This window comes from Infirmifilum sp. NZ (assembly GCF_022693705.1).
Lineage (GTDB): Archaea > Thermoproteota > Thermoprotei > Thermofilales > Thermofilaceae > Thermofilum.
Window position 1 is genome coordinate 460,179 of record NZ_CP094288.1, and the last position, 24,214, is coordinate 484,392.

Genomic DNA, 24,214 nt, shown 5'->3' on the forward strand with positions numbered 1-24,214 from the left:
GGTTTGAGTCCATGAACTACACTCATAAAAGCGTTCTGAGCTTTATCCGGAAAAAGTTGCAAGTTAAACAGGTTTCTCCACAAATATCATGAAAAATTTTCCGCTAGACCTTTTGTATGCTTGAAATTTCGCCTAGGAGGAGAGTAGCCTTAGCACGGACTCCAGCTCCCCTTTCCTCGTGAGAGACGCCAAATCCACGCGCGATGCATTTACCACGGGTTTACCGCTGACTTGGATGACCTTGACCGGGGTCGCTATGGGACCTACAGCCTCGCGCACCGCCCTAATCACCTCCTCCTCTTCAGCGTCACCGTGATAGATGAGCACGGGGGCCTCCAGCCTATCAGGGTTCCTCAAGGGCAACGCTAAAGCCCAGTCCGCGCCGGCTAGTCGTGCAGCCTCCTCTAGAGCCCCGGGGCTGAGCCTGTAACCGCTGACCTTCATCACCTCGTCCCTCCTGCCGAGAGGATACACGTAGCCCTCCGGGTTCATCAACGCGAGGTCGCCTGTGTCGTAGTACCCGTTCCTCCACGCCTCGTAGAACTCCTCAGGGGCCTCCACGGGCACAGAGACCCAGGGCTTCCTGAGTACTAGCCTTCCGGGCTTTCCTCTAATACTGTTCCCAAGATCGTCGACCACGTCTACGTGGAAGCCTGGGAATGGTGGGCCCGAGGAGCCGGGCTCGATGTGCGTGAAGGTGTAGTTCACTAGGTTTCCTGTGAAAAACGTCCCGACCTCGCTTTGTATGAACATGCTTAGGACGGGGATGCTTCCACCCTTCCCGGGGTTCGAGTCGACGACGGGGTAGGGGAGGGTGCCTATGGTGGTGTACGCCCAGCGCCAGACCTCTGGCTCGAGGGGCTCGGCGGTGACGATGATCTCCCTCAGGGTGTCGTTCTTACCCGCGAAGATCGTAGAGTCCTGCTTCGAGAGCATGCGGAGGGCGCTGCTCGTGGTCAGGAACACCGTGACGGCGTAGGAGTCGATCATGTCAATCCACCTGCTCCAGCTTGGCCAGTCGGGTGCCCCGTCGTAGAGCAGAATGGTTGATCCGAGCATCAGAGAGCCGAAGAACTGGTACGTCACGCTTGTGATCCACCCGGGCCAGACCGTGCAGAAGACCGTATCCCTGGGCCTGAGCCCGACCCACCTCGAAGTGGCGTAGGTCTGAACAAGAAAGCCTCCGGCTGGGTGGGTTATGGGCTTGAACCCGTCCGCATATGCGCTGTGGAGCCCGAAAAGCGGGCTACTCGACTCCAGGCTTTCAGCCCCAGCGCTACAATTCTCGAGGATGTCTGCGAAGCCTGTGAAGGACTCGTACGCGCCGGCAGGGTCGTTGACAATCACCTTGATTCCCGCTTCAGCGAGCTTCTCGAGCTGGGTCTTCCCCGAGCCCATGAAGTCCACGAGCCTCCCCCTCCTGAGGTAGCTGGGAGTCACGAAAAGCGCCTTAGCCCCTCTTCTGAGCACTCTGCGCGCCATCTCCGCCGGCGAGAAGCCCGTGAATATTGGTTCGAAGGGTAGCCCCGCGCGGAGCGCTCCCAGCATGAAAGCGAAGCTCTCGACGTTCGGGGGGCTGTAGACGGCCACCCAGTCACCCTTACTCAAGCCGAGCCCCCTGAGGCCGCAGCTCACCCTTTCGGCCAGCGAGTCTAGGTCGCTGTAGGTCAGGGTGTGGCCTTCGCCGTTCTCGTTCACGTAGAGGATTGCAGTTTTGGACCACACGTTCGTCTCCTTGTGCCTCAAGATCACGTTCTCGTACGGGCTCAGCTCCCCGCCGACGAACCACCTGGTGCTCGGCCCAAGCCCCGCTACGGCCGCTGCCCACTCGCGCTTCCACACAAGCCCCTTAGCCTGCTGGCTCCAGAAGCCCTGAAGGTCGTCGATGCTCGCCGCGTAGGCTTTGCGGTACTCCTGGAGGCTGATAGCCTTAAACCTCATGGACGGAGGGACAATCCTCTCGACACTCATGAGCCTCAGGCCTCCATTAAGACGACTTGAGTGTAGGGCTGCGCCAGCCTCTTGAACGTGCGGGCTTGAGAGATGGTCTCCTCGTGCACGGGGACCGCGATGGCGGGCCTCAGCGTCCTCACGGCCTCCGCGGCCTCCTCCGGGTTCATTACTCCCCTCCCGGAGACCGGGAGGAAAGCCACGTCGACGAGGCCCCTGAGCTCGAGCACCTCGTCGACGAGGTCCGTGTCCCCGGCGTGGTAGACGCGGAGCCTGGTGGGGAACTCGAGCAGGAAACCCACCCCCACGCCCTTGGGGTGGGCTTCAGCGCCGCCGTAGCCGAGGCTGTACGCGTGGACCGTGAGAAGCTTTACGCCAGCAACCAGCTCTAGCCGCTCACCGGGGGCTACCCTACGGCCAGCGAACGGGGAGTAAACGGGCACTTGAGGAGGGGTTTGGGGCGCGTGCCTCGGGTGGTTATGCGTGTAGAGAGCCGCAGTGCAGCCGTCAGGCTGAGGCACGTCAATGCATATGGAGGACTCCATGTACGAGAGCTTGACGCCCGCGAAGCCGCTCCTGGTCAGGGTAACCCCTCTGAACTTGAGCGTTCTCAGGCTCTTCACCTCTCCCTCAGCATATCCTTGGCACAAGCACGCCGCGCGGGGGCTCGATGACCCTAAAGCCGCCCACCGGCGTTCTGGAGAGAACGTAGCCCCTGTACTTCTCGCTGGAGCGAGCCTCGCCTATGATCCTCGCGTTGGGGAAACCTCTCGCCCTGAGCTCCCTCAGGAGCTCCTCCGCTACCTCGGGGTGCACGCTGAGCACAGCGACTCCCTCGCTGGCGAGGTAAACGGGGTCCACGCCCAGCATCTCCGCGTACCTTTTCACGTGCTCCCGGATCGGCAGCTCAGCGTCCTCCACCACGAAGACGAGGCCAGACTCCTGAGCCCACTCGTTTAGGACACCCGCTAGGCCACCTCGCGTGGGGTCGCGGGCGGCGTTAATGTAGCCGTGGAACTTCTCTAGAACGGGGAGGAGGGGGGTTAGTGGCTTCGAGTCGCTTTTCAGGAGGCCGCTGGCTATCTCCTCCACGTCTCCGAGGCCCAGCTGCGACATGAGTATCACTGTCCCGTGGTCTCCGACGTAGTCGGTGACGATGATCTTGTCACTCGGTTTGGGCTCGTCGACTATTGGGTGCTCCGCTACCCCGAGCCCGACTGTGGTTATCACGATCCTGTCGACCTGGCCCTTCGGCATGACCTTGAAGTCCCCGCCTATCAGGGCGATGCCCTCGCTCCTCAGGACGGAGATGAATGAGTCCACTATCCTCTCGAGGCTCTCCATGGGTAAGCCCTCCTCGGCGATTATCGAGTCGAGCATTGCTAGGGGCTTTCCGCCCATCATGACCACGTCGTTGATCGACCCGTGCGCCGCGAGGCTCCCGATGTTCCCACCGGGGAAGAAGGGCGGGTTGACGGTGTAGGAGTCGACGGTCGCCACCAGGTAGCGGCCGTCCGGCAGGGGTATTAGGGAGCCGTCGTCGGGCTTGTCGATGCCCAGCCCCCTGGGAACCTTCTTCAGGCTTTCATCCACCTTGGAGAAAACGAGCCTCCTTAAGAGCTCGAGGGTCTCCGAGCCCCCCTGGCCGTGGGCGAGCGTGACTGCCTCTTCGAGGCTCATCGGCCACCCCTTTTCAGCTCATCGGCTAGCCTCAGGATGTTCTCGTACATGCTCGTCCAGGCTGAGGCCTCCTCGCCAACCACGCTCTTGATGAATTCTATCTGCTCGAGAATCCCCTCGGGGGTCAGCTTCGTAATGATGACGCCAGCGTGCACCATCACGAGGTCTCCGGGCTCGATCCGGCCCTCGGATATGCCCACGAATACTTCCCGGATCACGCCGTCGCCGTAGTCCACCTTAGCGATCGACCCACTGGACTCGACGACAACCGCGGGCGCTCCCCAGCACATGCTAACCACCCTGACTGTATTATGACAGCTTAATAAAGGTTGCACAGCTTGTGGGCAACTCCGCGCGGTAAACGGAAAAGAATAATTGCGCGTAGTGAGACTTCCCTAGTCAATGGCTCAGCACATATTCATCCTCAGGGACCCCCTGAAGTGCTCCGGTTGCAGGCTCTGCGAGGTTGCCTGTAGCCTGAAGCACGAGGGGACCGTGTGGCCCGAAGCCAGCAGGATCAGGGTCTTCGAGCTCTTCCCGGGTGTCGACGTCCCCCACACGTGCGCTCAGTGCAGAGATTACCCCTGCGTAAAGGCGTGCCCGGAGGGTGCCCTCAGGGCCGACGAGCGGACAGGCGCCGTCCTCGTCGACGAGACTAAGTGCACGGGCTGCGGGGCCTGCGTGCGCGCCTGCCCCGGGAAAGTGATGCGCCTGCACCCCAGAACTCGGAAGGCGATGGTCTGCGACCTGTGCGGAGGCGAGCCTGAGTGCGTTAAGGCCTGCGAGGAGGCCGGGTACTTTGCGCTCAAGGTGGTTCCCTACGAGAGCGTCGCCTACAAGGTCTACTCGGCCTTCCCGGAGGAGGTCTCGAGGAGGCTCTTCGAGACAATGTTCGGAGGCCCATGAGGTGGTCTGGAGTGGTGTACGGCTACAACGGGAGGCTCTTAGAGGTGGACCTCTCCAGGGAGAAGGCGACGGTCAGGGAGCTCGAGGAAGAGGTCCTGAGGATGTTCCTCGGTGGGCGCGGGCTAGCGGCGTACCTCCTTCTCCGCGAGCTCGGGGATCGCTGGCGCGACCTTGACCCTCTCGGGGAGGAGAACATCCTCCTCTTCCTCACAGGCCCCTTGACGGGCTACTACCCTGGTGTGAAGCTGGCGGTCTCAGGTAAGTCACCGCAGAGCAACGGCATACTGGGCAGCGTCCTCTCGAGCGAGGTGGCGATAGACCTCAGGGCCGCCGGCTACGACGGGATCGTGGTCAGAGGCAGGGCGCGCGACCCCGTGTACCTGTACGTGGAGGGCGACAACGTCGAGATACGGGGTGCGGAGCACCTGTGGGGGCTTAGGGGGCGCGAGACTTACGAGAAGCTGATGAGAGAGGTGTGGTCTGAGCTCAAGCGCAAGCACCTCGCGCGGGAGGGCCTCACGAAGGAGCCAAGCTTCCTGTACATTGGCCCAGCGGGGGAGAACCTCGTGAGGACGGCGGCGGTCATGGCCAAGCTCACCCACGCCGCGGGCTACGGTGGCTACGGCGCGGTCATGGGCTCGAAGAGGCTTAAAGCCGTGGTTGTCAAGGGCTACGGGCCCATGCCCCGCGCCAAGCACCCCGATTGGGTGAAGCTTCTGATTAAGGAGGCTTGGGCGCGCCTCAACAGGAACACGACGTTCAAGCAGTGGGGGACCGGGTCGGGCGGCTACGCTACGGGCGCTTTGACGAGCAGCGAGCCTGTCAGGAACTGGCAGGAGGAGTGGCACGACAACCGCTCCATGGGTCAGCAGAACTTCGAGGCCCACTGGGTTAAGCGGTACTGGGGCGACTACGGCTGCCCGTCCACCTGCATGAAGATATCCTATCTCAGGTCCGGGGACAGGAAAGGTGCCCTGACCGATACGCCTGACTACGAGCTACAGGCGTACATGGGGACCAACCTGGGCGTCTTCGAGCCGCGCGCGTGCATATACCTCTCCTCGGTCGCAGACGACCTGGGGCTGTGCGGCATACAGACCGGCAACCTGCTGGGGTTCGTGGCCGAGCTGTACGAGAAGGGTATCCTCACCAGGGAGGAGCTTCACGGGATAGAGCCCAGGTGGGGGAACGCGGAGGCGTTCGCTAGGCTCATGGAGCTCATTGCGAGGCGGGAGGGCATAGGAGACCTTATGGCCGAGGGCACCCTGCGATTCGCGCTGGCGGTGAGCAAGCGGAAAGGAGTTGACGCGACGAGGTACGCGGTCCACTCCAAAGGCGTTGGAATCGGCGCGCACGGCGTGAGAAGTGGGAAAGACTACCTGCCGCACTTCTCCTATGCGACGAGCACTCAGGGTGGGGACCACACCTCGGCCCCCAGGAAGCCCTTCGACGCCCCATGGGGAGAGCTATGGATGACGTTCCCTGACTCCGCAGTCATATGCGCATTCAACGCGATCGACGACCTGATGTTCCAGTTCCTCGAAGCCATAACAGGCTTCGGGATAACCCGCGAGGAGTGGATGAGCGTGCACGGCAAGAGGATACTCGCGCTGCAACGCATCGCGTTGCTCCTCGGTGGCCCCGACGTCAGCTGGAGGCCACTCGTAGACGACGACCTGCCCCCGCGGTTCTACGAGCCGCTACCCTCAGGCCCCTTCAAGGGTAAGGCAGTTGACAGGGGTGAGCTGGAGAGGGCGCGTGCCGAGTACTTTGCCTTCATGGGTTGGGATGAGCGCGGCGTGCCGACCCCAGAGACGCTCGACGCCCTGGGCTTGGGGTTCGCTAAGAGCTTAATTCCCCTTGTTGGGGCCTAGCGCAGCATAGGGATGAGCTGCTCGTTCTCTGTTTTAACGTGGATCCTGAAAACCTAGAGAAAGGTCTTCAGCATCTGAACCTTCCTCACGGGGTTTACCTCGCTTTTCGCCCCCGAAAGCAGTTGCTCAAACTCCCTGTGCTGTGAGGTGAGGGCGTTAACTAGCGGGTGGCCGCGGAATAGGGGAAACGCCTTCTCCTCCTCCCGCCGATTGTGAGGGTACAGGAGGCCTTCAACCCTCTCAATGAAGTCGTTGATGTGCCTCGAGTACTTCTCCGGATCTTTCCCGTAATCGCTCAGGACGTAATCCGCGTAGCTGATAACGTTCTCCTCTACTGCCCGTGCTGCCTCAGCCACTCCTCCCTAACCGCTTCCCTTCTCTCCGAGGCCTTTTGAGTACTGGACACAGTATTAAAGCGTAAACAAAAATAAACATTATGTTGCTCGTGCGGTGTTTCCGATGAATTTTCCGTTAGAAGACCGACACTTGCTTGCCTCCGTCTACGGGTATCATCGCGCCGTTGATGTACGAAGCGTAGTCGCTGGCAAGGAAGGCTACAAGGTACCCTATCTCCTCAGGAGTACCCAAGCGGCCAGCCGGCACGTCGGAGGAGAGCCTCCTGAGCGCCTCGTCGTAGCTCACCCCTTCTCTGCGTGCGGTATCTCTGGCGAGCTCCTCGACTCTTGGCGTCTTGATGACGCCGGGCATGATTCCGTTCACGGTGACTCCGTGCCTCCCGACCTCCCTGGCTAGTGTTCGGACCAGGCCTGCCAGGCTTATCCGCACGACGTTGCTGAGAGCTAGGTTCGGCATCGGCTCCTTTATGGCGAGGCTCGTCAGGTAGATGATCCTGCCCCACTTCTGCGAGATCATGTGCGGGAGTAAGGCTCTCGTTAGGTACAGGGCTGGGTAGACGAGGAGCCTGAAGGCGTCGACCCAATCCTGCATCTGCATCTCGAGGAATGCACCGGGCTTGGGACCGCCGGTCGAGTAGAAGAAGATGTCGGGGAGGCCTGCCTCCTCGAGCTTCCTGACGACCTCAGTGAGGTCCTCCTCCTTCGTGAGATCGGCTTTGATCGCGAAGGGCTCTTGCCCCGAAAAAGCCGCAACCTCCCTTTTCGCCCTCTCCAGCCGTTCTGGATTTCTCGCCACGATCACAACACTGGCGCCAGCCGAGGCGAGGACTTTCGCCACACCTAGGCCGATGCCGCTCGAGGCCGCGGTGACCAGCGCTCTCCTACCCTTAAGGCTTATCTCCAGCGTCATGCATCTAGAGATGCGGGTGGTCTCAGATAACGGTTTCTACGGCTCAAGGTGTGCAGATAACGCTTAAGGCTCTCGAGGGACGGGGAGATAATGTTTGTGAGAACGATACATTGGTGACGCAGTTCCAAGTTCATAGCTCAAAGGAGCTTGCGGAGTTAGCCTTTAGGGCTTTGAGTACTTTCCTCTTCACGCTCCGCGGGTACGGGTACTCTTCTAGAATAGCTTTGACGGCTTCTGGTCGGGTTTTCTCTAACAGGTGGGGTAGGATCTCGTCCAGGAATGGGTAGTCGAAGTAGTAGAGGTCCGTGAGCGTCTTCTCGGGGGTGGAGACGGGCAGGCTCCAGTCTCCGTACCTGACGAGAGTGTAGGAGCCGAAGAGTTTCCTGGATATGCGGCGAACGACGAGCGGTGTATCGAGCACGGTGTAGACGCCGGCTCTCACCTTCCTAGGCGCGGCGTAGGTGAGCACCTCGGGGTTCGGCACCTGGTCCCAGGCTCCGTGGAGGTAGGCCGCAAACCCGAGGCCATAGTACGCTGTGTGCGGTGGCAGAGTGTATATAAAGACGAGTGGGTCTTTGTGGAAGCTGTACCACCCTTTTCTCAGCCTGACGACCTCACCCCTCGACAACAGGGTGTGAACTAGCACTTTGGCGTAGGAGGGGGGTATTCCGAGCGCGTAGAGCTCGTGCACCGAGAAAGCCGGTTTGTCGGGTCTGTTGAGGTAGGTTCTCACCTTATCCACGTGCCTCATTTCAAAGCACCTACAATCCTCTCCCTTACAGTCTCGAAGCTCGGGGGAAGGCCCTTCAGTATTAAAACCCTGAGCTCCCCCCAGTCCCGAGGAGGTTCGTCGAGGTGAGCTGAGAGCCTCTGGAGCTCCTCCCGCACCGAGCAGGGGTCCAGGTGGCTCAAGAGGTAGTACACGTCGTAGAGATCCCGGGCCTTACGCCTTTCGATGTAAGCTTGGACTTTCTCCCTTAGCAGAAGCTCCGGAGGGAGTGTGCGAACGACGATAAAGCCCCCGTCAACCAGCTCGAACTCCGCCTCAACGGAGACACTGCTCATATCACGTTTAGTGAACTCAACCCTAACCTCGCGGCGGTCGCCGACGACCATGAAAACCGCGTTTGCCGTTTCGCGCAACTTCCTAAGAGTCAGCTCAAACGACTCCACCTCTCTCTCAAGCTGGCTCCGGTACAGCGTCGGATTCTCGTGGTACAAGTCCAAGTCCTCTGAGAAACGTGGGGATTTGTACACTCTCCAGATCACAGTCCCCCCGTGAAGCACGGGCGGCGGCTTGAGCACCCTGTATAGGACGCTGACGACTATGTCCTGAAGCTCGGCGATCTCCCTTTGCTCGCGCCTTCGTATGTAAATCCTTATGCTCATATACCTAGGTTATGAAAAACCGTAACCTAGGTATATGCTTTCCCCTCTTCTTACACCTGGATTAGAGTATGACAAGCCCTCCCTCAGCTGAGCAGATCTCTTTGAGCACTCGGACGGCAGAGAGGGCTGCGAGGTAGCTCGTCTTGGGGTTCTCGGGAGAGGGGACGTTCTCGAGGGTCACTCTAACCCTGCCCGCGGGAGACTCCGCCACGACCTCGTGCACGTTCCTGCTGAGGCTGGGGTCCGCCACGACCTCGACCTCCGCTTCGACGCCTGCCGCTAGCGAGAGGGTGGCTGCGACGTTCAGGCTTTTCGGGTAGGCTTTAACCGCTTCGCTGGCCCTCCCCCTGAAGACCACCGTGGGCCCCTGCACCTCCGCCCCCAGGGACTTCGCCGGCTTGCGCGTCACCAGCTTAAGCCTGCTGACCCCCACCTGCGAGTAGGCCTTCAGCACGTCGAGCCCGCCAGCGGCCCCCGCGGGTACGTAGATCCTTCTACCGCTCCTCCGCGCTACCTCAAGGAGCTCGCGGAGGGTCTGCTCCTCCATGAGGGCCCCTACGCTCAGCACGAGTAAGTCCGAGCGCTCGAGGATCCTCTTGGCGTACTCCCTAACCGCCTCCTGGCTCGCGGCTTCAACGACAATGTCGGGATTCAGGGCCAAGACGTCCTCTAAGCGGGAAGTGATCGCGGGTCTGCTCCTTTCGAGCCGGCTAGCCAGCTCCCGGCAGGCGTCGGGCCTCGCGTCCATGAGCGCTACGAGTTCAGCCCTAACCGAGCCCTGGTCGACCGCGCGGGCTATCACGCCGCCGATCGCGCCGCAACCGATGATCGCGACTCTCTTCACGCTAGACCACCTCTAGGCTTATGTCTACGGGCAGAGGCCTCATCGTTATAACGCTGGAGCTTAAGACGTCGGGACCCGCGCTAGCGTACTCCGCCACGTTCTCAAGCGTTATCCCTCCGCTCGCCTCCACGAGAACCCTGCCCCTCAGGCCCTCGGATTCAAGGAGCCTGACCGCCCTCCTGACCTCAGGGGGGCTTAAGTTGTCGAGCATGACGACGTCCACCCCCAGCCTCGCGGCTAGAACGGCCTCCTCAGGCGTGCGAACCTCGACCTCGAGCTTGTGGATGAAGCTCTTACCGCTTAGAGCCCTCCTCACGGCCTCCTCGAGGCTACCCGCGACAGCGATGTGGTTGTCCTTTATCAGCACCGCGTCGCTCAGAGAGAGCCTGTGCGTGTCCGCCCCTCCCGCCGCCGCTGCGAGCTTCGCGAAGTCCCGCAGGCCGGGTGGGGTCTTCCTCGTCACTGCTACCCTGACGGCGGGGTTGGCTCTCCTGGCGGCTTCCACGAACATCTTGGCAGTCATCGCGACCCCCATGCAGTAGTTTAGGATGTTGAGAAGGGTGCGTTCCACGAGCAGGATTCCTCTTGCATCCCCTTCCAAGCGCATGACCGCCTGCCCTTTGCGCGCCACCGCGCTACTGGGCATAAGCGAGGTGACTCTGAAGCCGAGTAGTTCCAGTGCCTCGGCTAAGTCCTCCGTGCACGCGACCACGGCCTCCTCGCTCTTAAGCACGACCTCTGCCGCCACGGTTTTCCCCCGCGGCACCACGAGGCTGGTGGTCAGGTCGCCGTGGGGCGCGTCCTCCTCCACCCACCTGAGTATTTTATCCGCAAGTAGCCTAGCCATCATCCGCGCCTCACCAGCTCCAGGCTCCGCTCAATTACCTCACGGGCCCTAGAGGCTATTCGGGGGTCGAGGGTGACCTTTGGCTCAAGCCTCTCGAGAGACTCGAGGAGGTGGCGGGGAGTGATCTTCTTCATGTCCGCGCAGACGGCCCTCGCGTTCAGAGGGAGTATCTCCTTACCGGGCGCGAGCTTCCGCGCACGGTAGGCTAGCCCCTCCTCTGTGCCCAGAAGCACCTTGCTGGCCCGCGTCCTCTGCACGTACTCCAGCATCTGGCTCGTGCTACCGACGAAGCTGGCCATCCGCCTCACCTCCCTAGGCGCTTCGGGGTGCACTACTAGCTCTGCCCCGGGGTGCTCCTCGAGGGCCTTCTCGGCGTAGTAGCGTGAGATCAGAAACTCATGGACAGGACAGTGGCCGTTGGGGGGCACGGGGATCACCTCCACCCCCGTCTTCTCGGCTACGAACTCCGCGAGGTTCCTGTCAGGCCCGAAGAGCACTCTATCAGCGCCAAGCCTTGAGACGAGCTTCACCGCGGAGGAGCTCGTGGCCACGTAGTCCGCGGATGCTTTGGCCTCGATCGGGGAGTTTACGTAGACCACTAGCGGCTCTCCCGGGAACTTGGACCTGTACCCGCTCAGCACGCCGCCATTGAGGAAGTCGGCGAGGGGGCAGCCAGCGTAGCTGTTAGGGTGAATGACCACTTTGTCTGGGTTCAGCGCGGCCACCATTTCCGCCATGAACTTCACTCCAGCCATCACTATCACGTCCGCGTCTACCTCCTGTGCCTTCAGCGCCAGCTCGAGGCTGTCGCCGACGAAGTCCGCCACGTCCTGGACTTCCGGTAGCTGGTAGTTGTGCGCCAGGATCACCGCGTTTCGGAGCTTCTTCAGCCTGGCTATCTCTTCGTAGAGCATAGCCACCGTGCATCGGGGGATGACGTTGGGATATAACGGTTCTCTGCCAAGGTTGCATAGGGGGCCAAGTTATTCTCTGCAATTAGTCACAGAGCTTTTATAACGTTTAAATCGTCCGGAGAGTCGGTTTTACACGTGGAGGTTCAACTCATCTACCCGTCGCGCCTCGAGAAGTACGCTAAGAGGCTCCAGGCTGAGCTAGCGCAGAGAGGGTACCCCCCTCAGGCGATTGCCCTCGAGAAGGTTGAGGAGCTAGGAAGGGGCCTCCTGATCGTATTGGGGCTTGACAGGGAGGTGCTCGAGGCCCTTCACCACGCACCGTACCAGTCGACGGTTCTGCCCGTGGCGCCACCCTCGTACACAGGTTACGTGGCTTTAACCCCGTTCCAGAAATGCGCCCAGGTGGTCGAGCAACTTGAAGCTGGCAGGATCGAGCCGCTGCGTGTACCCGTCCTGTCTGCTTCGGTGGACGGTACGGCAAACGTGAGAGCAATCAACGAGGTCGCGGTGTTCCCCAGGAGGAGTGCCACTCTCATGGAGTACGACCTGGAGGTGAACGGGGACCTCCTGTGGCACGACACTTCCGATGGGGTGATCGTTGCCACCCCGCTGGGTTCGACGGCGTACGCTCTGTCAGCAGGTGGGCCCGTGGTGCTCCTCGACACCGAAGCGCTGGTCATCGTTTCTGTCAACAGCACAGAGCCGGGTCGGAGGCCGGTTGTGGTGAGCCTGGGGAGTAGCATACGGGTGGGGGGCATCGCTTCCCGCACGGCTGTGGAGGCGGTGGCTGACGGCGTGGAGAGGGTTGAAGTGGAGGAGGAGGTTCGAGTGTTTGTAGGCGGCTACCTAAACCTCGTGGTAACCGAGAGCAGGGGTACCGCGCTGGTTAAGAGAAAGCTCACGTACGCCGAGCTGCGGGACCTGCCTCCAAGCGCTAAGCTTGTGCTTAAAGTGCTTGAGGAGGAGGGCGAGCTGGGCATAAGCGAAATCATCGACCTGACTGGTCTGCCGGAGAGGACGGTCAGGCACGCACTGGCCCTGCTCTCGTCCAGGGGCTTCATCGCTAAGCTGGAAGACCCTGTGAACCCGAAGAGGATTCTATATAGGGTCTCTCAAGCAGTTGCATAACCCCCCTTTCGGGGGCAAAATACTTTAGGTGCACCCCCTCTTTAGCTTAAGGATGGCGACTCTAACCGTTGACAGCATTACCGCATCCGTGGACTCGAGTGAGGTAGTGAGGGGCGTGAGCCTGACTATTCGAGGCGGCGAGAAAGCCCTACTTTTCGGCCCTAACGGGGCCGGGAAAACCACCCTGCTATGCGCGGTAGCCGGGCTCCCCCACGTGCGGGTGACCGGCGGCAGGGTGATCCTGGACGGGGAGGACGTGACGCCGCTCCCGGCCTACGAGAGGGCGCGCAGGGGTATTGTGCTAGCGTACCAAATCCCACCCGAGCTGACCGGTGTGAGCGTCTCCAGGCTCGCCGACCTTATTTCCAGGAGGGCTGGTACACAGGAGTTCGTGCAGCAGCTGGTGGAGATCCTGGAGATCGGGTACCTTCTCGGCAGGGACGCCTTCAGGGGGTTCAGCGGCGGTGAGCGGAAGCGGGTCGAGGTCTTCCTAACCGCCCTCATGCGGCCCCGGTTTGCCCTGCTCGACGAGCCTGACAGCGGGGTGGACGTCGACAGCGTAAAGCTGATAGCTCACGCCATCGACTTCCTCGTCGAGGAGTTCAACTCCGGCGTGCTGGTCGTCACGCACACCCGGCTGCTGGCGGAGCAGCTCGGGGGTCAGGCTACAGGCTACGTGCTGAGCGACGGCAGGTTGACCTGCACCGGGAGGGCGCTCGAAATACTCAAGAGGCTTGAGGAGAGGGGGTTCGATGGAGCGTGCTCTGATTGAGGACATCGTGAAGGCTCTGAGCAAGCCTTCCCCGCACGGCCCAGACCTGGACCTCGCAGCCTACAAGGTCGCGAAGCCGGAGCTAGGTGAAGGCGGGGGCGCGCTGGTGGAGGAGTCCATCCAGAGGAAGGTGGGAGTGCGGCCCGAGCAGCTGAGCTACCTCCAGGTTGGGGAGACGGTCCTGGCCAGGGTCATGTCCGAGAGGTTCAGGTCGATCGGCGTAGTGGTTGAGCCGCTCACCAGGGCGCTTAAGGAAAACAAGCTAGCTTCCAGCCTCTCCTGGAGGCTCGTGGATCCAGCCACGGACAAGTACACTGCGCACACCTACCTCTACGGAGGAGAAGCCGGGTACTTCGTCTACGTACCGCCGGGGGTCAAGGCTCCCTGGCCCGTGTACACCTGCCTGAGCCTGTTCACCGGCGGGGAGGAGGTTCAGCACGCCCACAACATCGTCTACGTCGATGAGGGCGCTGAGGTCGTCGTGACAACCGGGTGCCTGGTCCCGCACGGGAGCAGAGGGGGATTGCACATCGGGATCTCTGAGTTCTACGTAGCTAGGGGGGCTAAGCTGGTTTACACGATGCTGCACAGCTGGGGAGAGGGGACGCACGTGAGGCCCCGGACTGTCGTCAGGGTGGAAGAGGGGGGCCAGTACATCAGCTACTACGCTGTGTACAGCCCTGTTGCCTCCATACAGACTGAGCCTAAAGTCTACCTCGCTCGAGGGGCTCACGCTAAAATGATATCGGTTGTGTCGGGCACGGGAAGCGGCATCTACGACGTAGGGGGCGTGGCGGTACTTGAGGGCGAGGGCGCTAGCGCTGAGCTTGTTTCAAGGGTGCTTGCGAGCAGGGGGGCTAGGGTGTACTCCAGGGGGATGATCGAAGCCAGGTCGGGGAAGACGAAGGGCCACATTGAGTGCCTGGGTATCCTGATGGACAACGAGTCAAGCATAGAGGCGGTGCCTGTGCTCTCCTCCCGCGCGCAGGAGGTTGAGCTGACCCACGAGGCGGCCATAGGGATGATCGCCGGCGAGAAGATCGAGTACCTGATGTCCAAGGGGTTCAGCGAGGATGAGGCGCGGTCACTTTTACTCCGAGGCTTCCTGACTGCTGAGGCGTCCGGGATACCCGACGCTGTGAAGGCGGAGATAGACCGCGTCGTCGACTACATCGTCCGCCACGCTTTAGGATAACGAGGTTACACTTAAGTGTAACTTTGTTACATTGTTCCGTAACATTATTTTATTCAAATAAAACATTGTTGCACATAACAGCTTATCTCGCACAAGCACGTAATCTTCGTGAAGGATGAGGCGGGCGAGGCTACAGGAGAAGCTTGATGAGGGTGTTGTAGAGTGCGGTGTGTGTGAGAGAAGGTGCAAGGTTAAACCGTGGCGTACGGGAATATGCGGCAACTACCTGAACGTCGGCGGGGAGCTGTACCACCTTGGCTACGGCAGGTTGAGCGCCGTCGAGAGCAGGCCTATCGAGATAAAGCCTCTATTCCACTACTGGCCGAACAGCACCGCGCTGACGTTCTCAAACTGGGGCTGCAACTTCTACTGCCCGTGGTGCCAGAACCACCACATCAGCTTCAGGAAGCCGGACGAGCGCGACGAGGTTACGCCTCCCGAGAAGCTTCTCGAGTTGGCCGGCGTTAGGGGGGATGAGGGTTTCTCGGCTAGTTTCAACGAGCCTTCAACCAACTTCGACTACGTGGCGGACCTAGCGGAGCTGGCCGTGAAGCGGGGCTTCTACTTCATGATGGTGACGAACGGCTACCTTACCCTCTCGGCGCTCAAGCTGCTGATTGAGCTCGGGGTGGACGGGTGGAGCGTGGACCTGAAGGGGTGTCCCGGTATGAGCGTGCTCAGGGGTGTTGACCACGAGAAGGTCTTGAGGAACGCTCGCTACATCCTCGACAGCGGGGGGCACGTGGAGATGGTCTACCTCGTCGTGACCGGTGCGAACGACAGCGAGGAATGCATCGACTGGGTTCTCAGAAGGCACCTCGACGTGCTCGGGCCCAGCGTCCCGTTGCACATAAACAGGTATTTCCCCGCGCACGCCTGGCACAAGCCCCCTACGCCTATCGACAAGCTGATGGGCGCGAAGAGGAAATCTGAAAGCCTTGGGCTGGAGTTCGTGTACGTCGGCAACCTACACGAGCCCGAGCTCGAGTCAACATACTGCCCGAGGTGCCGGAGGCTTCTCGTGAGGCGCGAGAACTACAGGGTTACCTACTTCAAGCTGGACGTGGAGAGCGGGAAGTACAGGTGCCCGTACTGCGGCTACGAAATACCTATCCGAGGCTCGTACGTGCCCGGGAAGCCCGTGATCTGGCTGTGAATCCGAGTGTGATCTGAAGCACCAGCGATGCCGCAAGGAACAGAGCAATCCCCATGAGAGGGTCTAGCGACGTTGCCAAGGCAGAGCTGTAAAGAGGAGAGCCGGCGAAGTAGCCGAGAGCCCAGGCAAGGTTTGCCAGCCCTGCTCCCGTGGACTCCACCCCCTGCATGAGCTCCGCGACCTTAGCCTGCGACCTGCTCGCCGCCTGGGCGTTGACGAAGCCTAGGAGCAGCACGCCTAGAGCTGTAAACTTCAGCGGGGTGAAGGCTAGCGCCAGCGCGGCTAGGAGGAATGAGGCTGGCACGTAGTACTCCCGCGTTACTGCGCGGGGGTTCAGCCTGATGGCAACCTGCCCTAAAAGTCCTAAGAGGTAGTAGCCTGACACTATTAACCTAGAGTCACCTAGGCCTGCTATCTCAGCGATGACAGGCGAGTACACGATGATGAGGCTCTCGGTTAGCCCCACCGTCAGGGAGACTATGAGCGGAGGTAGGATTTGCAACGACGCTGGCGCGCGGATAACCGGCTTTTCAACCCTAGCTTGACGCTCGGATCTCAGCGGGAGGGTTAGAATGAAGGATATGAGGGCGCACAGGGAGTAAGCCAGGAAAGGCAACCTGGCTGAGATCAGCGCTATCTGGCTCGCCGCAATGGGCCCCAGCGAGAAACCCAGCGCGATGGCCGCGAAGACGCCGCTTATCCCGAGTAGCCGGCCCTCGCTTTTAGCCGCGAGGCCGAGGACACTGGTCCACACCATGGCTTCCAGCACGCCTTCAGCAGCCCTGGCAACGGCGAAGCCAGCTACTGATGTGGAAGTGAACAACGCCAAGCCTACAGCCACGTTGGAGAGAAAGGCTAAGGGGGCTACCCTGCCAGCGCCCAGCCTGTCCGCGAGCACGCCTGCAGGTATGTTGGAGACAAGGTACGCTAGCCCCCACACGGTAACCGCGAGGCTGACCTCAAGCTCATTGGAGCTGATCTGCCTGAGAACGATTGGGAGAGTGGAGACCGCCGAGCCGACGCCCAGCATGAACGTGAATGAAGCGGCAACGAGAAGCCTCTGAGCACTCATCGAGACACCCCTTCACCGCTCGGGGCCAGGTTAAAATGCTTTTATTCGGCTGGGTGATGATATTGATGTAGAAATTCTTATAAGGGATTCCCTAGCGCTGTGGCAACTCACGACATGCGCTTCGTGGCAGAGGTCGCCGAGAGAACAGTCCTCGTCGCGGAAGGCCAGATCCTACTCGATGGGCCCACCGAGAGGTGCTGTACGCGGTTGACGTTCTGAGAAAAGCAGCCATAAAGCCGCCTCAAATCGTTCAACCATCCCTCATCCTGAGGGACAAGGGGGTTCACCTGAACGCGATCACCCTCGACGAAGCCATTAAGGGAATTTCGGAGGTAATGAAAAGCAAGACACATTGAAATAGCCTCGCTGTTTTAAGAGAACGTGTCTAAGACCAGCCTGCTCTACATAGCCCTAAAGTTCGTAGAGAGAGACATGTTGTTCAAGAAGCTCATAGCCGCCTTGACCATACTGGCTATCGCGAGCGGCGTTGCTACGTTCATATCGCTCAGGATCCTCAGCGTCGGCAGCCGCACCGCGGCGCAGAGTATAGTAGAGCAAGTGCTTCCGGGTGAGGTCGTCGTCTACGGGCAGGGCCTCTACGACGTCTCCGAGAACGTTCTAGACGACTTCAAGAAGCTCCCGGGAGTTAAGGACGTGACGCCGGCGATCCTCGTTACAGGCTACATTGGAAGAAACGCTGTGTTCGTTCTAGGAGTCAGGCCGGAGGACCTAAAGAACGTAGTTTCACGCTTCGACGCGGGGACAGGTTTCAGCAGTCTATCGGGACCGTATGCCATCGCCGACATCGGCCTGGCGAAAAGGCTGAACCTGACCGTAGGGGACAAGGTTACCGTTAGGCCTCCGTACGGTGGCTTCTTCAAGCAGTACGAGGTCATCGGCATAGCGGAAGTCACGATGAAGATCGAGGAGATAGGCGCGGCAGGAGGCTACATCATCCTTCCGCTGCGCGAGGCTCAAAACCTACTCGGAAGGCCGGGCTACGTCAGCATGGCCGTCGTGAAGGTTGAAGACGGCGTGGATCCCGCTACCGTGAAGAACCTCATATCTATGGTCTACCCGGGCTCGAGGGTCATGCTAAGGGAGGAGGTCATAGGCATTGTCTTCAAGGTTATATCTCTCATAGAGGGCCTCCTGCTATCCACGACTCTGGTCGGGTTAGCTGTGGCAGTCTTCGGCACCACGAGCACGATAACCTCCACTGTCCGCGAGCACCAGAGGGAAATCGCGATCATGCGCACTCAGGGGGCTAGCAGGGCGAGCGTCGCTGCAATATTCATGCTGGAGGCGCTGATCTACGGCATCTCAGGGGGCCTTATAGGCCTGGCGTTCGGCGTCGCTGGCGCGCGCGTCGGCATCGAAATCGTTTCCTCCTACGGCTTCCTTGACCCTCCCCTGATACTTGAGGTCCCCACGCTCGTCCTTGGCGTGGCTCTCGCTACAGCGCTGAGCGTCCTAGCCTCAATCTACCCCGTCTGGCGAGCCACCTCGATAAGGCCTGTAGAGGTGTTGAAGAGTGAGTGAGGCTGCCCTGGAGCTTAAGGAGGTCAGGAAGGTGTTCAGGACCGCAACCGAGGAGATCGAGGTCCTGAAGGGGATCGACCTCACAGTCCTAGACGGCGAGCTCACCGTGATCATGGGGCCCTCTGGCAGCGGGAAGAGCACCCTCCTCTCCATAGCCGGCGGCCTGGATAGGCCCACGTCTGGCCGCGTGGTGGTGGGGGGAGTGGACATAACGGATATGAGCGAGGAGCAGCTGACGAAAATCAGGGCCAGGAAGATAGGCTTCGTCTTCCAGTCATTCAATCTAATCCGAAACTACACGGCCCTCGAGAACGTGATGCTTCCGCTTCTCTTCACCGGGATCTACAGCGTGAAGGAGGCCAGGGAGATAGCGGCGAAGATCCTCGAGATCGTCGGGCTCAAAGGCCACGAGGACAAGTTCCCCAGCCAGCTGAGCGGGGGCCAGCAACAACGAGTCGCGATAGCAAGGGCGCTAGCCCCAAACCCCGACATCATACTCATGGACGAGCCCACCGGCGCCCTCGACGTAGACACAGCGGCGAAGGTGCTCTCGCTCGTGAAGTGGCTCAACCAGGCCTTCGGGCAGACCATCATAATTGTGACCCACAACCCCGAAATCGCCGAGCTTGCCACGCGCACATTCTACATCAGAGCTGGCAGGATATACGAGGAACCACCCAAGAAAACCCTCATGGACATTATAAGAGAGCTGAAGGCAGGTGGCGAGTCCGAGGACATTAGGAAGACGCAGATCAGCATCCTCAGAACCAAGCTCGAGGCCCTGGAGAGGGCGGCGAAAGTCGGGAGAATAGACCAGCTACTCCTCGAGGCGGAGATCAAGGCCCTTGAACGCCGCATCAGCAGGCTTGAGAAGTACGCCTAGTAGCCTTGATTTCGCTTATTGTCGAAAAATTGCATTTCATTAAGCGTTAAACTTAAATGTTTGATATACATTCGTTTCTTCAGGTGCTCTCATGTCTGTGCGGACTGCCTTGAGCGCGGTAATCCTAGCTTTGCTCATTTCCTCGCTCGTGCTAGCGTATCCTGTTGAGACGATCACTGTCCGAAAGACGATAATCCGGGAGCTTGACGTCCTCCCGGGGTGCGGTGAGAACACGACGATTACTGTGACCCTGGTTTTCGACTCAGCCTACACAGGTGGGCTAACCGACCACCTCGCCTTCGCCACGTCTGACGCTCTATCCGCCACTGTTCCTCCCGTGCGAGTAGGCGTGTCGCAGGGGTTCCTCAGCGTTTCATGGGAAAAGGTGGAGCTTAAGCCAGGCGACTCTATAAAGTACAGTGTTGGCGGTAAGAACCTGTTCGACGTTAACGTGCGCCTTGTGGCAGACGGCAGAGAAGTTCACGCGGACTGCTCTAGGGGTTACTGCTACGTTGTAGCGCTCAAGGCCCACACCCTCAACTACACAGTTGAAGTCGAGGCGAGAGAAGACCTGCTGAAAAAGCAGCAGCTACCTATTTCGATTTCTTGGAGCATAGACCCCCTCTACCTGTACCCTATAAGCTACAGTGAGAGCCCGCAGAGCTTGAGGGAGAGCGGAACGGAGGTCTCGTTCCAGTGGACCTCCTTCATGAACGGTAGCTACAGGTTGAGCGTTGTCTTCGAGGTGAGGGGGGAGAACCCGTGGGGTGAGGTACTCATTCCTCCACCCACGGTAACTGTAAGCCTCGATCCGAGGCTGCAGGCGTCTCTCATTGAGAGGTACAGGGATTTCACCCTAAAGCTCCTAGAGGAGAACGTCGGGAACCTGACGGCCTTTCAGGAGAACGTCACGACCCTCAGGGACCTGCTGTACAACCTCAGCAACGGGTTCGACGAGGAGGCGCGTTTGCTCGATAACGCCTCCAGCCTAGCCGACGCCGCTTCCACCGCTATGGATAACGCGGCCGTTCAGCTGACGAGGGGCCTCGACATGATGAACTCCGTGGAGGCGAGGGTTAAACCGGTGCTCGAGAACGCTTCGCTGGCGCTTAGGAGGGCTAAGGACACCCTGGACAGGATTCAGGGGAACCTCTCGGCGCGTGAGGACGAGCTCAGAAGGCTCTTGGAGTCGTTAAACATCACGGGCCTCAACCTCACTGTGTCAGAAGTGGACTCCCTCCTCGCTGAGGCTAGAAAACAGCTGTCCCTCTTCGAGAGCGAGGTCAACGACCTCAAGATGCTTGTCGGAGAGTACGGAGCTGTCAAGTCCCAGCTGTACGCCGCAACCGAGAACATGAGAGCGGCTTCCACAAAGCTTAGACTCATGGCTGGCGTGTTACGAGAGTCGGCGCGCAAGCTCCGCGAACTCGCGGGTGGTTTAAGGCAGGCAGCCCGGCTCATCGACTCAAGCCTCGTGAGGCTCTCAAACATGATCGAGGGGCCCCTCTACCCGGATAGCTTCAAGCAGTTCAACACCACTATCCTCTCGCAGAGAGCTATAGCGACAGCCGGGGATAAGCAGCTGAGGACGGAGCTCATGGGGGACGTGGTGTACGTGTCCCTGCCCCTGTTCAAGGTAAAGCGGAGCGAGCCACAAGTCTCGAACGTAAGCCTCGAGCCCGCGACTAAAAAGGTACAGGCTTACTGGCCCGCCGTCCTGGCTGTCTTGGCGGCTGGAGCATACTTCACGCTCAGCGGTAGAAAGGAGAGGCACCTCGCCCAAAGGGACAGCGCCGAGCTGCGCGGGCGGATCGAGGCTCTCAAGAGCAAGCTCAGGGCTCTGGAGGGGATGGGCGGTGTCTGAGGCTGGGAGAATTAAGAACGTGGTGATAAGGGGGGTAGACGCGTCGGCCTACGAGGAGATGTCCCGGCTTGCCAGGAGGATGGGGCTCAGCGTGGGTGCGGTTGCGTCGCAGGCCTTCAAGCTCATCCTAGCCCTGGTGGACGCGGGCCCACAGCTCGCCGGCCTGCCGCAGGACACACCGGAGATCGTGAAGAGGCTTATACCCATCGGAGCGCTGAAGAAGAAGCCCGTGTTTATCCGGCACATCGGCAGGCTCGTGCTCTCCCGAGAGGACTTAGAGAAAGCCCCCGGCCCCCTCTTCCTCGTGGGGATCGAGGAGCTGGTGTTCGACCCGAGCGTGGACACGAAGCTGTTCGAGGAGAAAGTCTTGAGGATCGTGGACTGCGGCCGGGTAGTGATACACCGAGGCTTAGACAAGCTCACCCTACTCTCGAGGTCGCTGTTCGTGCGAGAAGTAGTGGAGAAAATTTAGGGTATGGCCGTTGTAGAGAAATTTTTACCTTAAGGCGGGCTAACATCTCAGTTTTTCTCAGGACTTTGTTCCGAGAACACCGGTTAATGAAATAATTAAATGCTTCCCAGATCAGCTGGACTAGAGTTACATTGCCTGCCTCGATGGATTGGTAGCTACGTTGATTTGTACAAAATACCTAGGTTTTTAGAATCCTATATATATCTTTATATTTAACGTTTATTTATTTACCTCGTATTAGAGTGTATATTTTAATCCAAATAGAAAACTTTATATTATACTTAATTGCAGGAACACTTGCCGAAAGGGTATGAGCACCCCTAAAGGCGCTTCCAAAACAACGCTGGCCATCGCCATAATCCTCATACTGCTTTCAGGCATTGTTGGCTTCTTCGCGGGAAGGCTAACAGCGCCCGCGCCGACAACAACGGTAACGCCCCCCGCCGCTGCGAAGGACCTCTTCAGCATGACGTGGGATGAAATAGTGCAGAAGGCTAAAGAAGAGGGCGAGGTTACGTTCTACGGCTATGGCGCCGACTGGGACAGGATTTACTTCGAGAACATCTCCAAGGCCTTCGAGCAGAAGTACGGGATAAAGGTCAAGTACGTCCACGGGGACTGGTTCAGCACGATCCAGAAGCTTGAGGCCGACAAAAAGGCTGGGAAAGCTGTCGGTGACGTCGACGTAGCCCTCGTCTGGTCGGTTCCCTTCAAGCAGGCGCTAACTGAGGATCTGGTCTGGAACGTTCCAATAGCAGAGGTGATACCCAACGCCAAGAACCTCATCGACCCCTCGCTCCTCTACTTCAACGACCTCATACCCACTGGAGGAAAGTTCATCCCCGTAGTGTGGTGGCAGGTCGTCTTCATCTACAACAAGAAGTACGTCAAGCCAGACCAGCTACCCACCTTAGACACTCTCCTCGACTGGGCTAAGAAGAACCCTGGGCGCTTCACGTACTGCGACCCCAACAAGGGTGGCTCTGGCCACACGTTTTTAATCTCCGTGATCTACTGGCTCTACGGCTACGACAAGTTCGTCATGAGGCCCTTCGACCAGGCGTACGCTGACAGGCTTTTCAGCAGCCCGGGCAAAAACGGCATGAACCTATGGGACTACCTCAACGAACTTGAGAAGTACATGTACCAGCCTGGCAGCTACCCACCCGGTAACTCGGCGGCAATGGAGCTCTTCGCGAGAGGTGAGGTCTGGCTCGAGCCGCAGTGGATCGACGTGGTTGCTGAGTGGATGAAGGAGGGCCGCGTCAACCCTGACGACGTGGGGGTCTACGACCCAGATCCGGGTATAGCTGTCGGCGGCTTCGACGGAGTCTTCATACCCTGGAACGCGCCGCACAAGTACGCCGCCCTGGTGTTCATAAACTACCTGCTCAGCGAAGAAGTCCAGTACCGCAACGTCGTTGAGAGAGGCGGAGTCTACCCGGTCGTCAAAGGCGTCTGGGAGAAAGTGCCGCAGACCTTCAAGGACAAGTGGAAGTACCTCCCCATCGAGGAACTCCAGAGCAAGTTCCTGCAGAGGCACGCTGACTTCATGTACTACGCCATGCAGCAGTGGGCAACTAAAGTGGGCGGAGGATAAAGAGCGGGATAACCCGATGAACGAAAAAATAATTATTTTTCTATTTTTAATACCGATCCTCAGCTTCTACATCCTCGTCTGGCTGTACCCGCTACTCTTAGTAGTCTTACAGTCATTCGGTATACCCGCTCTCACGACGAGGGCCGAGGGAGAATACCCCACGCTCACGTACTATGTGACGTTCTTCTCGACGAGATACCTAGATTACTTGTGGTTTAGCTTCTGGAACAGCTTAGTGGCGGTCCTCCTAGCTCTCGTGATAGGCTACTTCACGGCGCTTATCGCGTTCATTTATGAGTTTAAAGGCAAAAGGGTCTTCAACATGATCTCCAAGATCCCTCTATTCGTGCCCTACCTCATCGCAGCCTTCATGTGGTGGTTGCTTCTGACGCCCCGTGGCTACGTCTACGACTTACTCCTTCACCTGGGTTTAATCAACGAGCAGGTTAAACTGGCCAACGACCCGCTCGGAATAGGCATAATATTCGCCAACGTCTGGATGCACATACCGTACGTGATGCTCATCTCCATAGGAACGTTAAAGGTCATAAACCCGGAGCTCATAGAGGCCGCGCGGGTCTTGGGCGCAAACATGCGGCGGACAATCCGGTACGTCTTCATACCCCTCTCCATACCCGGCATCCTTGCAAGCCTCCAGCTCGTCTTCATAAGCATGTTCGGCGGCTTTTCAGTCGCGTACATCCTCGGCGCCAGCTTCCCCAACTACCTCTCCGTGAGGATCTTCGAGGACGCTGCGGTTCTCTACAAGTGGAGCTTCGCGTCGGTCGGCGCGGTCATATACCTCGTAACCTCTCTTGTGATAACCTACTTCTACTCGAAAATCACGAGGTGGGGGTGGA

Annotated in this window: 24 protein-coding genes; 12 read left to right on the top strand and 12 right to left on the bottom strand. The window is 59.4% G+C overall.

The genetic code is table 11. The features are described 5' to 3' along the window. Positions 1-132: 132 nt before the first annotated feature. From MOV14_RS02400 to MOV14_RS02415, 4 genes are read right to left on the bottom strand one after another with little or no spacing between them, the layout of a single operon-like run. Positions 133-1,971, bottom strand: coding sequence for an AMP-binding protein (locus MOV14_RS02400; RefSeq protein WP_318537638.1), 1,839 nt, complete (start codon positions 1,969-1,971; stop codon positions 133-135). A gap of 5 nt (positions 1,972-1,976) precedes the next feature. Further along, positions 1,977-2,573, bottom strand: coding sequence for an MBL fold metallo-hydrolase (locus tag MOV14_RS02405; protein ID WP_318537639.1), 597 nt, complete (start codon positions 2,571-2,573; stop codon positions 1,977-1,979). Between the two features lie 7 nt (positions 2,574-2,580). Further along, positions 2,581-3,630, bottom strand: a complete 1,050-nt coding sequence (gene hypE / locus MOV14_RS02410) for a hydrogenase expression/formation protein HypE (protein ID WP_318537640.1) — start codon at positions 3,628-3,630, stop codon at positions 2,581-2,583. Continuing rightward, on the bottom strand, positions 3,627-3,920 hold the full coding sequence (locus tag MOV14_RS02415) for a HypC/HybG/HupF family hydrogenase formation chaperone (protein ID WP_318537641.1): 294 nt from the start codon (positions 3,918-3,920) through the stop codon (positions 3,627-3,629). The genes hypE and MOV14_RS02415 overlap by 4 nt, the downstream gene beginning before the upstream one ends. A gap of 112 nt (positions 3,921-4,032) precedes the next feature. On the opposite strand from MOV14_RS02415, the gene MOV14_RS02420 reads away from it, so the two are divergent. Then, positions 4,033-4,536 (top strand): 4Fe-4S dicluster domain-containing protein, encoded by a 504-nt coding sequence (locus MOV14_RS02420; RefSeq protein WP_318537642.1) that lies wholly within the window; start codon positions 4,033-4,035, stop codon positions 4,534-4,536. Next, positions 4,533-6,410 (top strand): aldehyde ferredoxin oxidoreductase family protein, encoded by a 1,878-nt coding sequence (locus tag MOV14_RS02425; RefSeq protein ID WP_318537643.1) that lies wholly within the window; start codon positions 4,533-4,535, stop codon positions 6,408-6,410. The genes MOV14_RS02420 and MOV14_RS02425 overlap by 4 nt, the downstream gene beginning before the upstream one ends. Before the next feature lie 53 nt (positions 6,411-6,463). Here MOV14_RS02425 and MOV14_RS02430 read toward each other — a convergent pair whose 3' ends face one another. The 7 genes from MOV14_RS02430 to nadA form a co-directional block, all read right to left on the bottom strand. Then, the gene (locus MOV14_RS02430; protein ID WP_318537644.1) at positions 6,464-6,766 is read right to left on the bottom strand and encodes a hemerythrin domain-containing protein; all 303 of its coding nucleotides are present in this window, start codon (positions 6,764-6,766) and stop codon (positions 6,464-6,466) included. Positions 6,767-6,881: 115 nt separating this feature from the next. After that, complete coding sequence (locus MOV14_RS02435; RefSeq protein WP_318537645.1) at positions 6,882-7,676, bottom strand: SDR family oxidoreductase; 795 nt, start codon at positions 7,674-7,676, stop codon at positions 6,882-6,884. A 130-nt stretch (positions 7,677-7,806) separates the two neighbouring features. Then, positions 7,807-8,427, bottom strand: coding sequence for a type IV toxin-antitoxin system AbiEi family antitoxin domain-containing protein (locus tag MOV14_RS02440; protein ID WP_318537646.1), 621 nt, complete (start codon positions 8,425-8,427; stop codon positions 7,807-7,809). Continuing rightward, positions 8,424-9,065, bottom strand: coding sequence for a nucleotidyl transferase AbiEii/AbiGii toxin family protein (locus tag MOV14_RS02445; RefSeq protein WP_318537647.1), 642 nt, complete (start codon positions 9,063-9,065; stop codon positions 8,424-8,426). Before MOV14_RS02445 ends, MOV14_RS02440 begins: the two co-directional genes overlap by 4 nt. A 61-nt stretch (positions 9,066-9,126) precedes the next feature. Continuing rightward, complete coding sequence (gene nadX / locus MOV14_RS02450) at positions 9,127-9,909, bottom strand: aspartate dehydrogenase (protein ID WP_318537648.1); 783 nt, start codon at positions 9,907-9,909, stop codon at positions 9,127-9,129. Position 9,910: 1 nt separating this feature from the next. Continuing rightward, positions 9,911-10,759 carry a carboxylating nicotinate-nucleotide diphosphorylase gene (nadC, locus tag MOV14_RS02455; RefSeq protein WP_318537649.1) on the bottom strand — a complete coding sequence of 283 codons (849 nt, stop codon included), beginning with the start codon at positions 10,757-10,759 and terminating at the stop codon, positions 9,911-9,913. After that, the gene (gene nadA, locus MOV14_RS02460; RefSeq protein WP_318538118.1) at positions 10,756-11,670 is read right to left on the bottom strand and encodes a quinolinate synthase NadA; all 915 of its coding nucleotides are present in this window, start codon (positions 11,668-11,670) and stop codon (positions 10,756-10,758) included. The genes nadC and nadA overlap by 4 nt, the downstream gene beginning before the upstream one ends. A gap of 135 nt (positions 11,671-11,805) precedes the next feature. Between nadA and MOV14_RS02465 the strand changes: the two genes are divergently transcribed. From MOV14_RS02465 to MOV14_RS02480, 4 genes are all read left to right on the top strand, one after another. Further along, the gene (locus tag MOV14_RS02465) at positions 11,806-12,798 is read left to right on the top strand and encodes an NAD(+)/NADH kinase (protein WP_318537650.1); all 993 of its coding nucleotides are present in this window, start codon (positions 11,806-11,808) and stop codon (positions 12,796-12,798) included. Between the two features lie 52 nt (positions 12,799-12,850). Then, positions 12,851-13,570 carry an ATP-binding cassette domain-containing protein gene (locus tag MOV14_RS02470; RefSeq protein WP_318537651.1) on the top strand — a complete coding sequence of 240 codons (720 nt, stop codon included), beginning with the start codon at positions 12,851-12,853 and terminating at the stop codon, positions 13,568-13,570. Beyond that, positions 13,551-14,765, top strand: a complete 1,215-nt coding sequence (locus MOV14_RS02475; RefSeq protein ID WP_318537652.1) for a SufD family Fe-S cluster assembly protein — start codon at positions 13,551-13,553, stop codon at positions 14,763-14,765. The genes MOV14_RS02470 and MOV14_RS02475 overlap by 20 nt, the downstream gene beginning before the upstream one ends. 115 nt (positions 14,766-14,880) lie before the next feature. Further along, positions 14,881-15,921, top strand: a complete 1,041-nt coding sequence (locus MOV14_RS02480) for a radical SAM protein (RefSeq protein WP_318537653.1) — start codon at positions 14,881-14,883, stop codon at positions 15,919-15,921. On the opposite strand, the gene MOV14_RS02485 is transcribed toward MOV14_RS02480, so the two are convergent. After that, on the bottom strand, positions 15,875-16,993 hold the full coding sequence (locus MOV14_RS02485) for an MFS transporter (RefSeq protein WP_318537654.1): 1,119 nt from the start codon (positions 16,991-16,993) through the stop codon (positions 15,875-15,877). The genes MOV14_RS02480 and MOV14_RS02485 overlap by 47 nt on opposite strands. 381 nt (positions 16,994-17,374) lie before the next feature. Between MOV14_RS02485 and MOV14_RS02490 the strand changes: the two genes are divergently transcribed. The 6 genes from MOV14_RS02490 to MOV14_RS02515 form a co-directional block, all read left to right on the top strand. Further along, positions 17,375-18,535 carry an ABC transporter permease gene (locus tag MOV14_RS02490; protein WP_318537655.1) on the top strand — a complete coding sequence of 387 codons (1,161 nt, stop codon included), beginning with the start codon at positions 17,375-17,377 and terminating at the stop codon, positions 18,533-18,535. Then, positions 18,528-19,418, top strand: a complete 891-nt coding sequence (locus MOV14_RS02495; RefSeq protein WP_318537656.1) for an ABC transporter ATP-binding protein — start codon at positions 18,528-18,530, stop codon at positions 19,416-19,418. The genes MOV14_RS02490 and MOV14_RS02495 overlap by 8 nt, the downstream gene beginning before the upstream one ends. A 91-nt stretch (positions 19,419-19,509) precedes the next feature. Beyond that, the gene (locus tag MOV14_RS02500; protein WP_318537657.1) at positions 19,510-21,282 is read left to right on the top strand and encodes a hypothetical protein; all 1,773 of its coding nucleotides are present in this window, start codon (positions 19,510-19,512) and stop codon (positions 21,280-21,282) included. Continuing rightward, complete coding sequence (locus tag MOV14_RS02505; protein ID WP_318537658.1) at positions 21,275-21,754, top strand: hypothetical protein; 480 nt, start codon at positions 21,275-21,277, stop codon at positions 21,752-21,754. Before MOV14_RS02500 ends, MOV14_RS02505 begins: the two co-directional genes overlap by 8 nt. 310 nt (positions 21,755-22,064) lie before the next feature. Then, positions 22,065-23,354, top strand: a complete 1,290-nt coding sequence (locus MOV14_RS02510; protein ID WP_318537659.1) for an extracellular solute-binding protein — start codon at positions 22,065-22,067, stop codon at positions 23,352-23,354. A gap of 16 nt (positions 23,355-23,370) precedes the next feature. Next, positions 23,371-24,214, top strand: an 844-nt coding sequence (locus MOV14_RS02515; RefSeq protein WP_318537660.1) for an ABC transporter permease, incomplete at its 3' end; no start/stop codon positions are given.

Bases quoted from the DNA above. Each gene is read 5' to 3' on its own strand.
- MOV14_RS02440 (WP_318537646.1), bottom strand. From the start codon at position 8,427: ATGAGGCACGTGGATAAGGTGAGAACCTACCTCAACAGACCCGACAAA.
- hypE (WP_318537640.1), bottom strand. From the start codon at position 3,630: ATGAGCCTCGAAGAGGCAGTCACGCTCGCCCACGGCCAGGGGGGCTCG.
- MOV14_RS02470 (WP_318537651.1), top strand. From the start codon at position 12,851: ATGGCGACTCTAACCGTTGACAGCATTACCGCATCCGTGGACTCGAGT.
- MOV14_RS02480 (WP_318537653.1), top strand. From the start codon at position 14,881: ATGAGGCGGGCGAGGCTACAGGAGAAGCTTGATGAGGGTGTTGTAGAG.
- MOV14_RS02435 (WP_318537645.1), bottom strand. From the start codon at position 7,676: ATGACGCTGGAGATAAGCCTTAAGGGTAGGAGAGCGCTGGTCACCGCG.
- MOV14_RS02400 (WP_318537638.1), bottom strand. From the start codon at position 1,971: ATGAGTGTCGAGAGGATTGTCCCTCCGTCCATGAGGTTTAAGGCTATC.
- MOV14_RS02475 (WP_318537652.1), top strand. From the start codon at position 13,551: ATGGAGCGTGCTCTGATTGAGGACATCGTGAAGGCTCTGAGCAAGCCT.
- nadC (WP_318537649.1), bottom strand. From the start codon at position 10,759: ATGATGGCTAGGCTACTTGCGGATAAAATACTCAGGTGGGTGGAGGAG.
- MOV14_RS02485 (WP_318537654.1), bottom strand. From the start codon at position 16,993: ATGAGTGCTCAGAGGCTTCTCGTTGCCGCTTCATTCACGTTCATGCTG.
- MOV14_RS02425 (WP_318537643.1), top strand. From the start codon at position 4,533: ATGAGGTGGTCTGGAGTGGTGTACGGCTACAACGGGAGGCTCTTAGAG.
- MOV14_RS02420 (WP_318537642.1), top strand. From the start codon at position 4,033: ATGGCTCAGCACATATTCATCCTCAGGGACCCCCTGAAGTGCTCCGGT.
- MOV14_RS02510 (WP_318537659.1), top strand. From the start codon at position 22,065: ATGAGCACCCCTAAAGGCGCTTCCAAAACAACGCTGGCCATCGCCATA.
- MOV14_RS02415 (WP_318537641.1), bottom strand. From the start codon at position 3,920: ATGTGCTGGGGAGCGCCCGCGGTTGTCGTCGAGTCCAGTGGGTCGATC.
- nadA (WP_318538118.1), bottom strand. From the start codon at position 11,670: ATGCTCTACGAAGAGATAGCCAGGCTGAAGAAGCTCCGAAACGCGGTG.
- MOV14_RS02445 (WP_318537647.1), bottom strand. From the start codon at position 9,065: ATGAGCATAAGGATTTACATACGAAGGCGCGAGCAAAGGGAGATCGCC.
- MOV14_RS02500 (WP_318537657.1), top strand. From the start codon at position 19,510: ATGTCTGTGCGGACTGCCTTGAGCGCGGTAATCCTAGCTTTGCTCATT.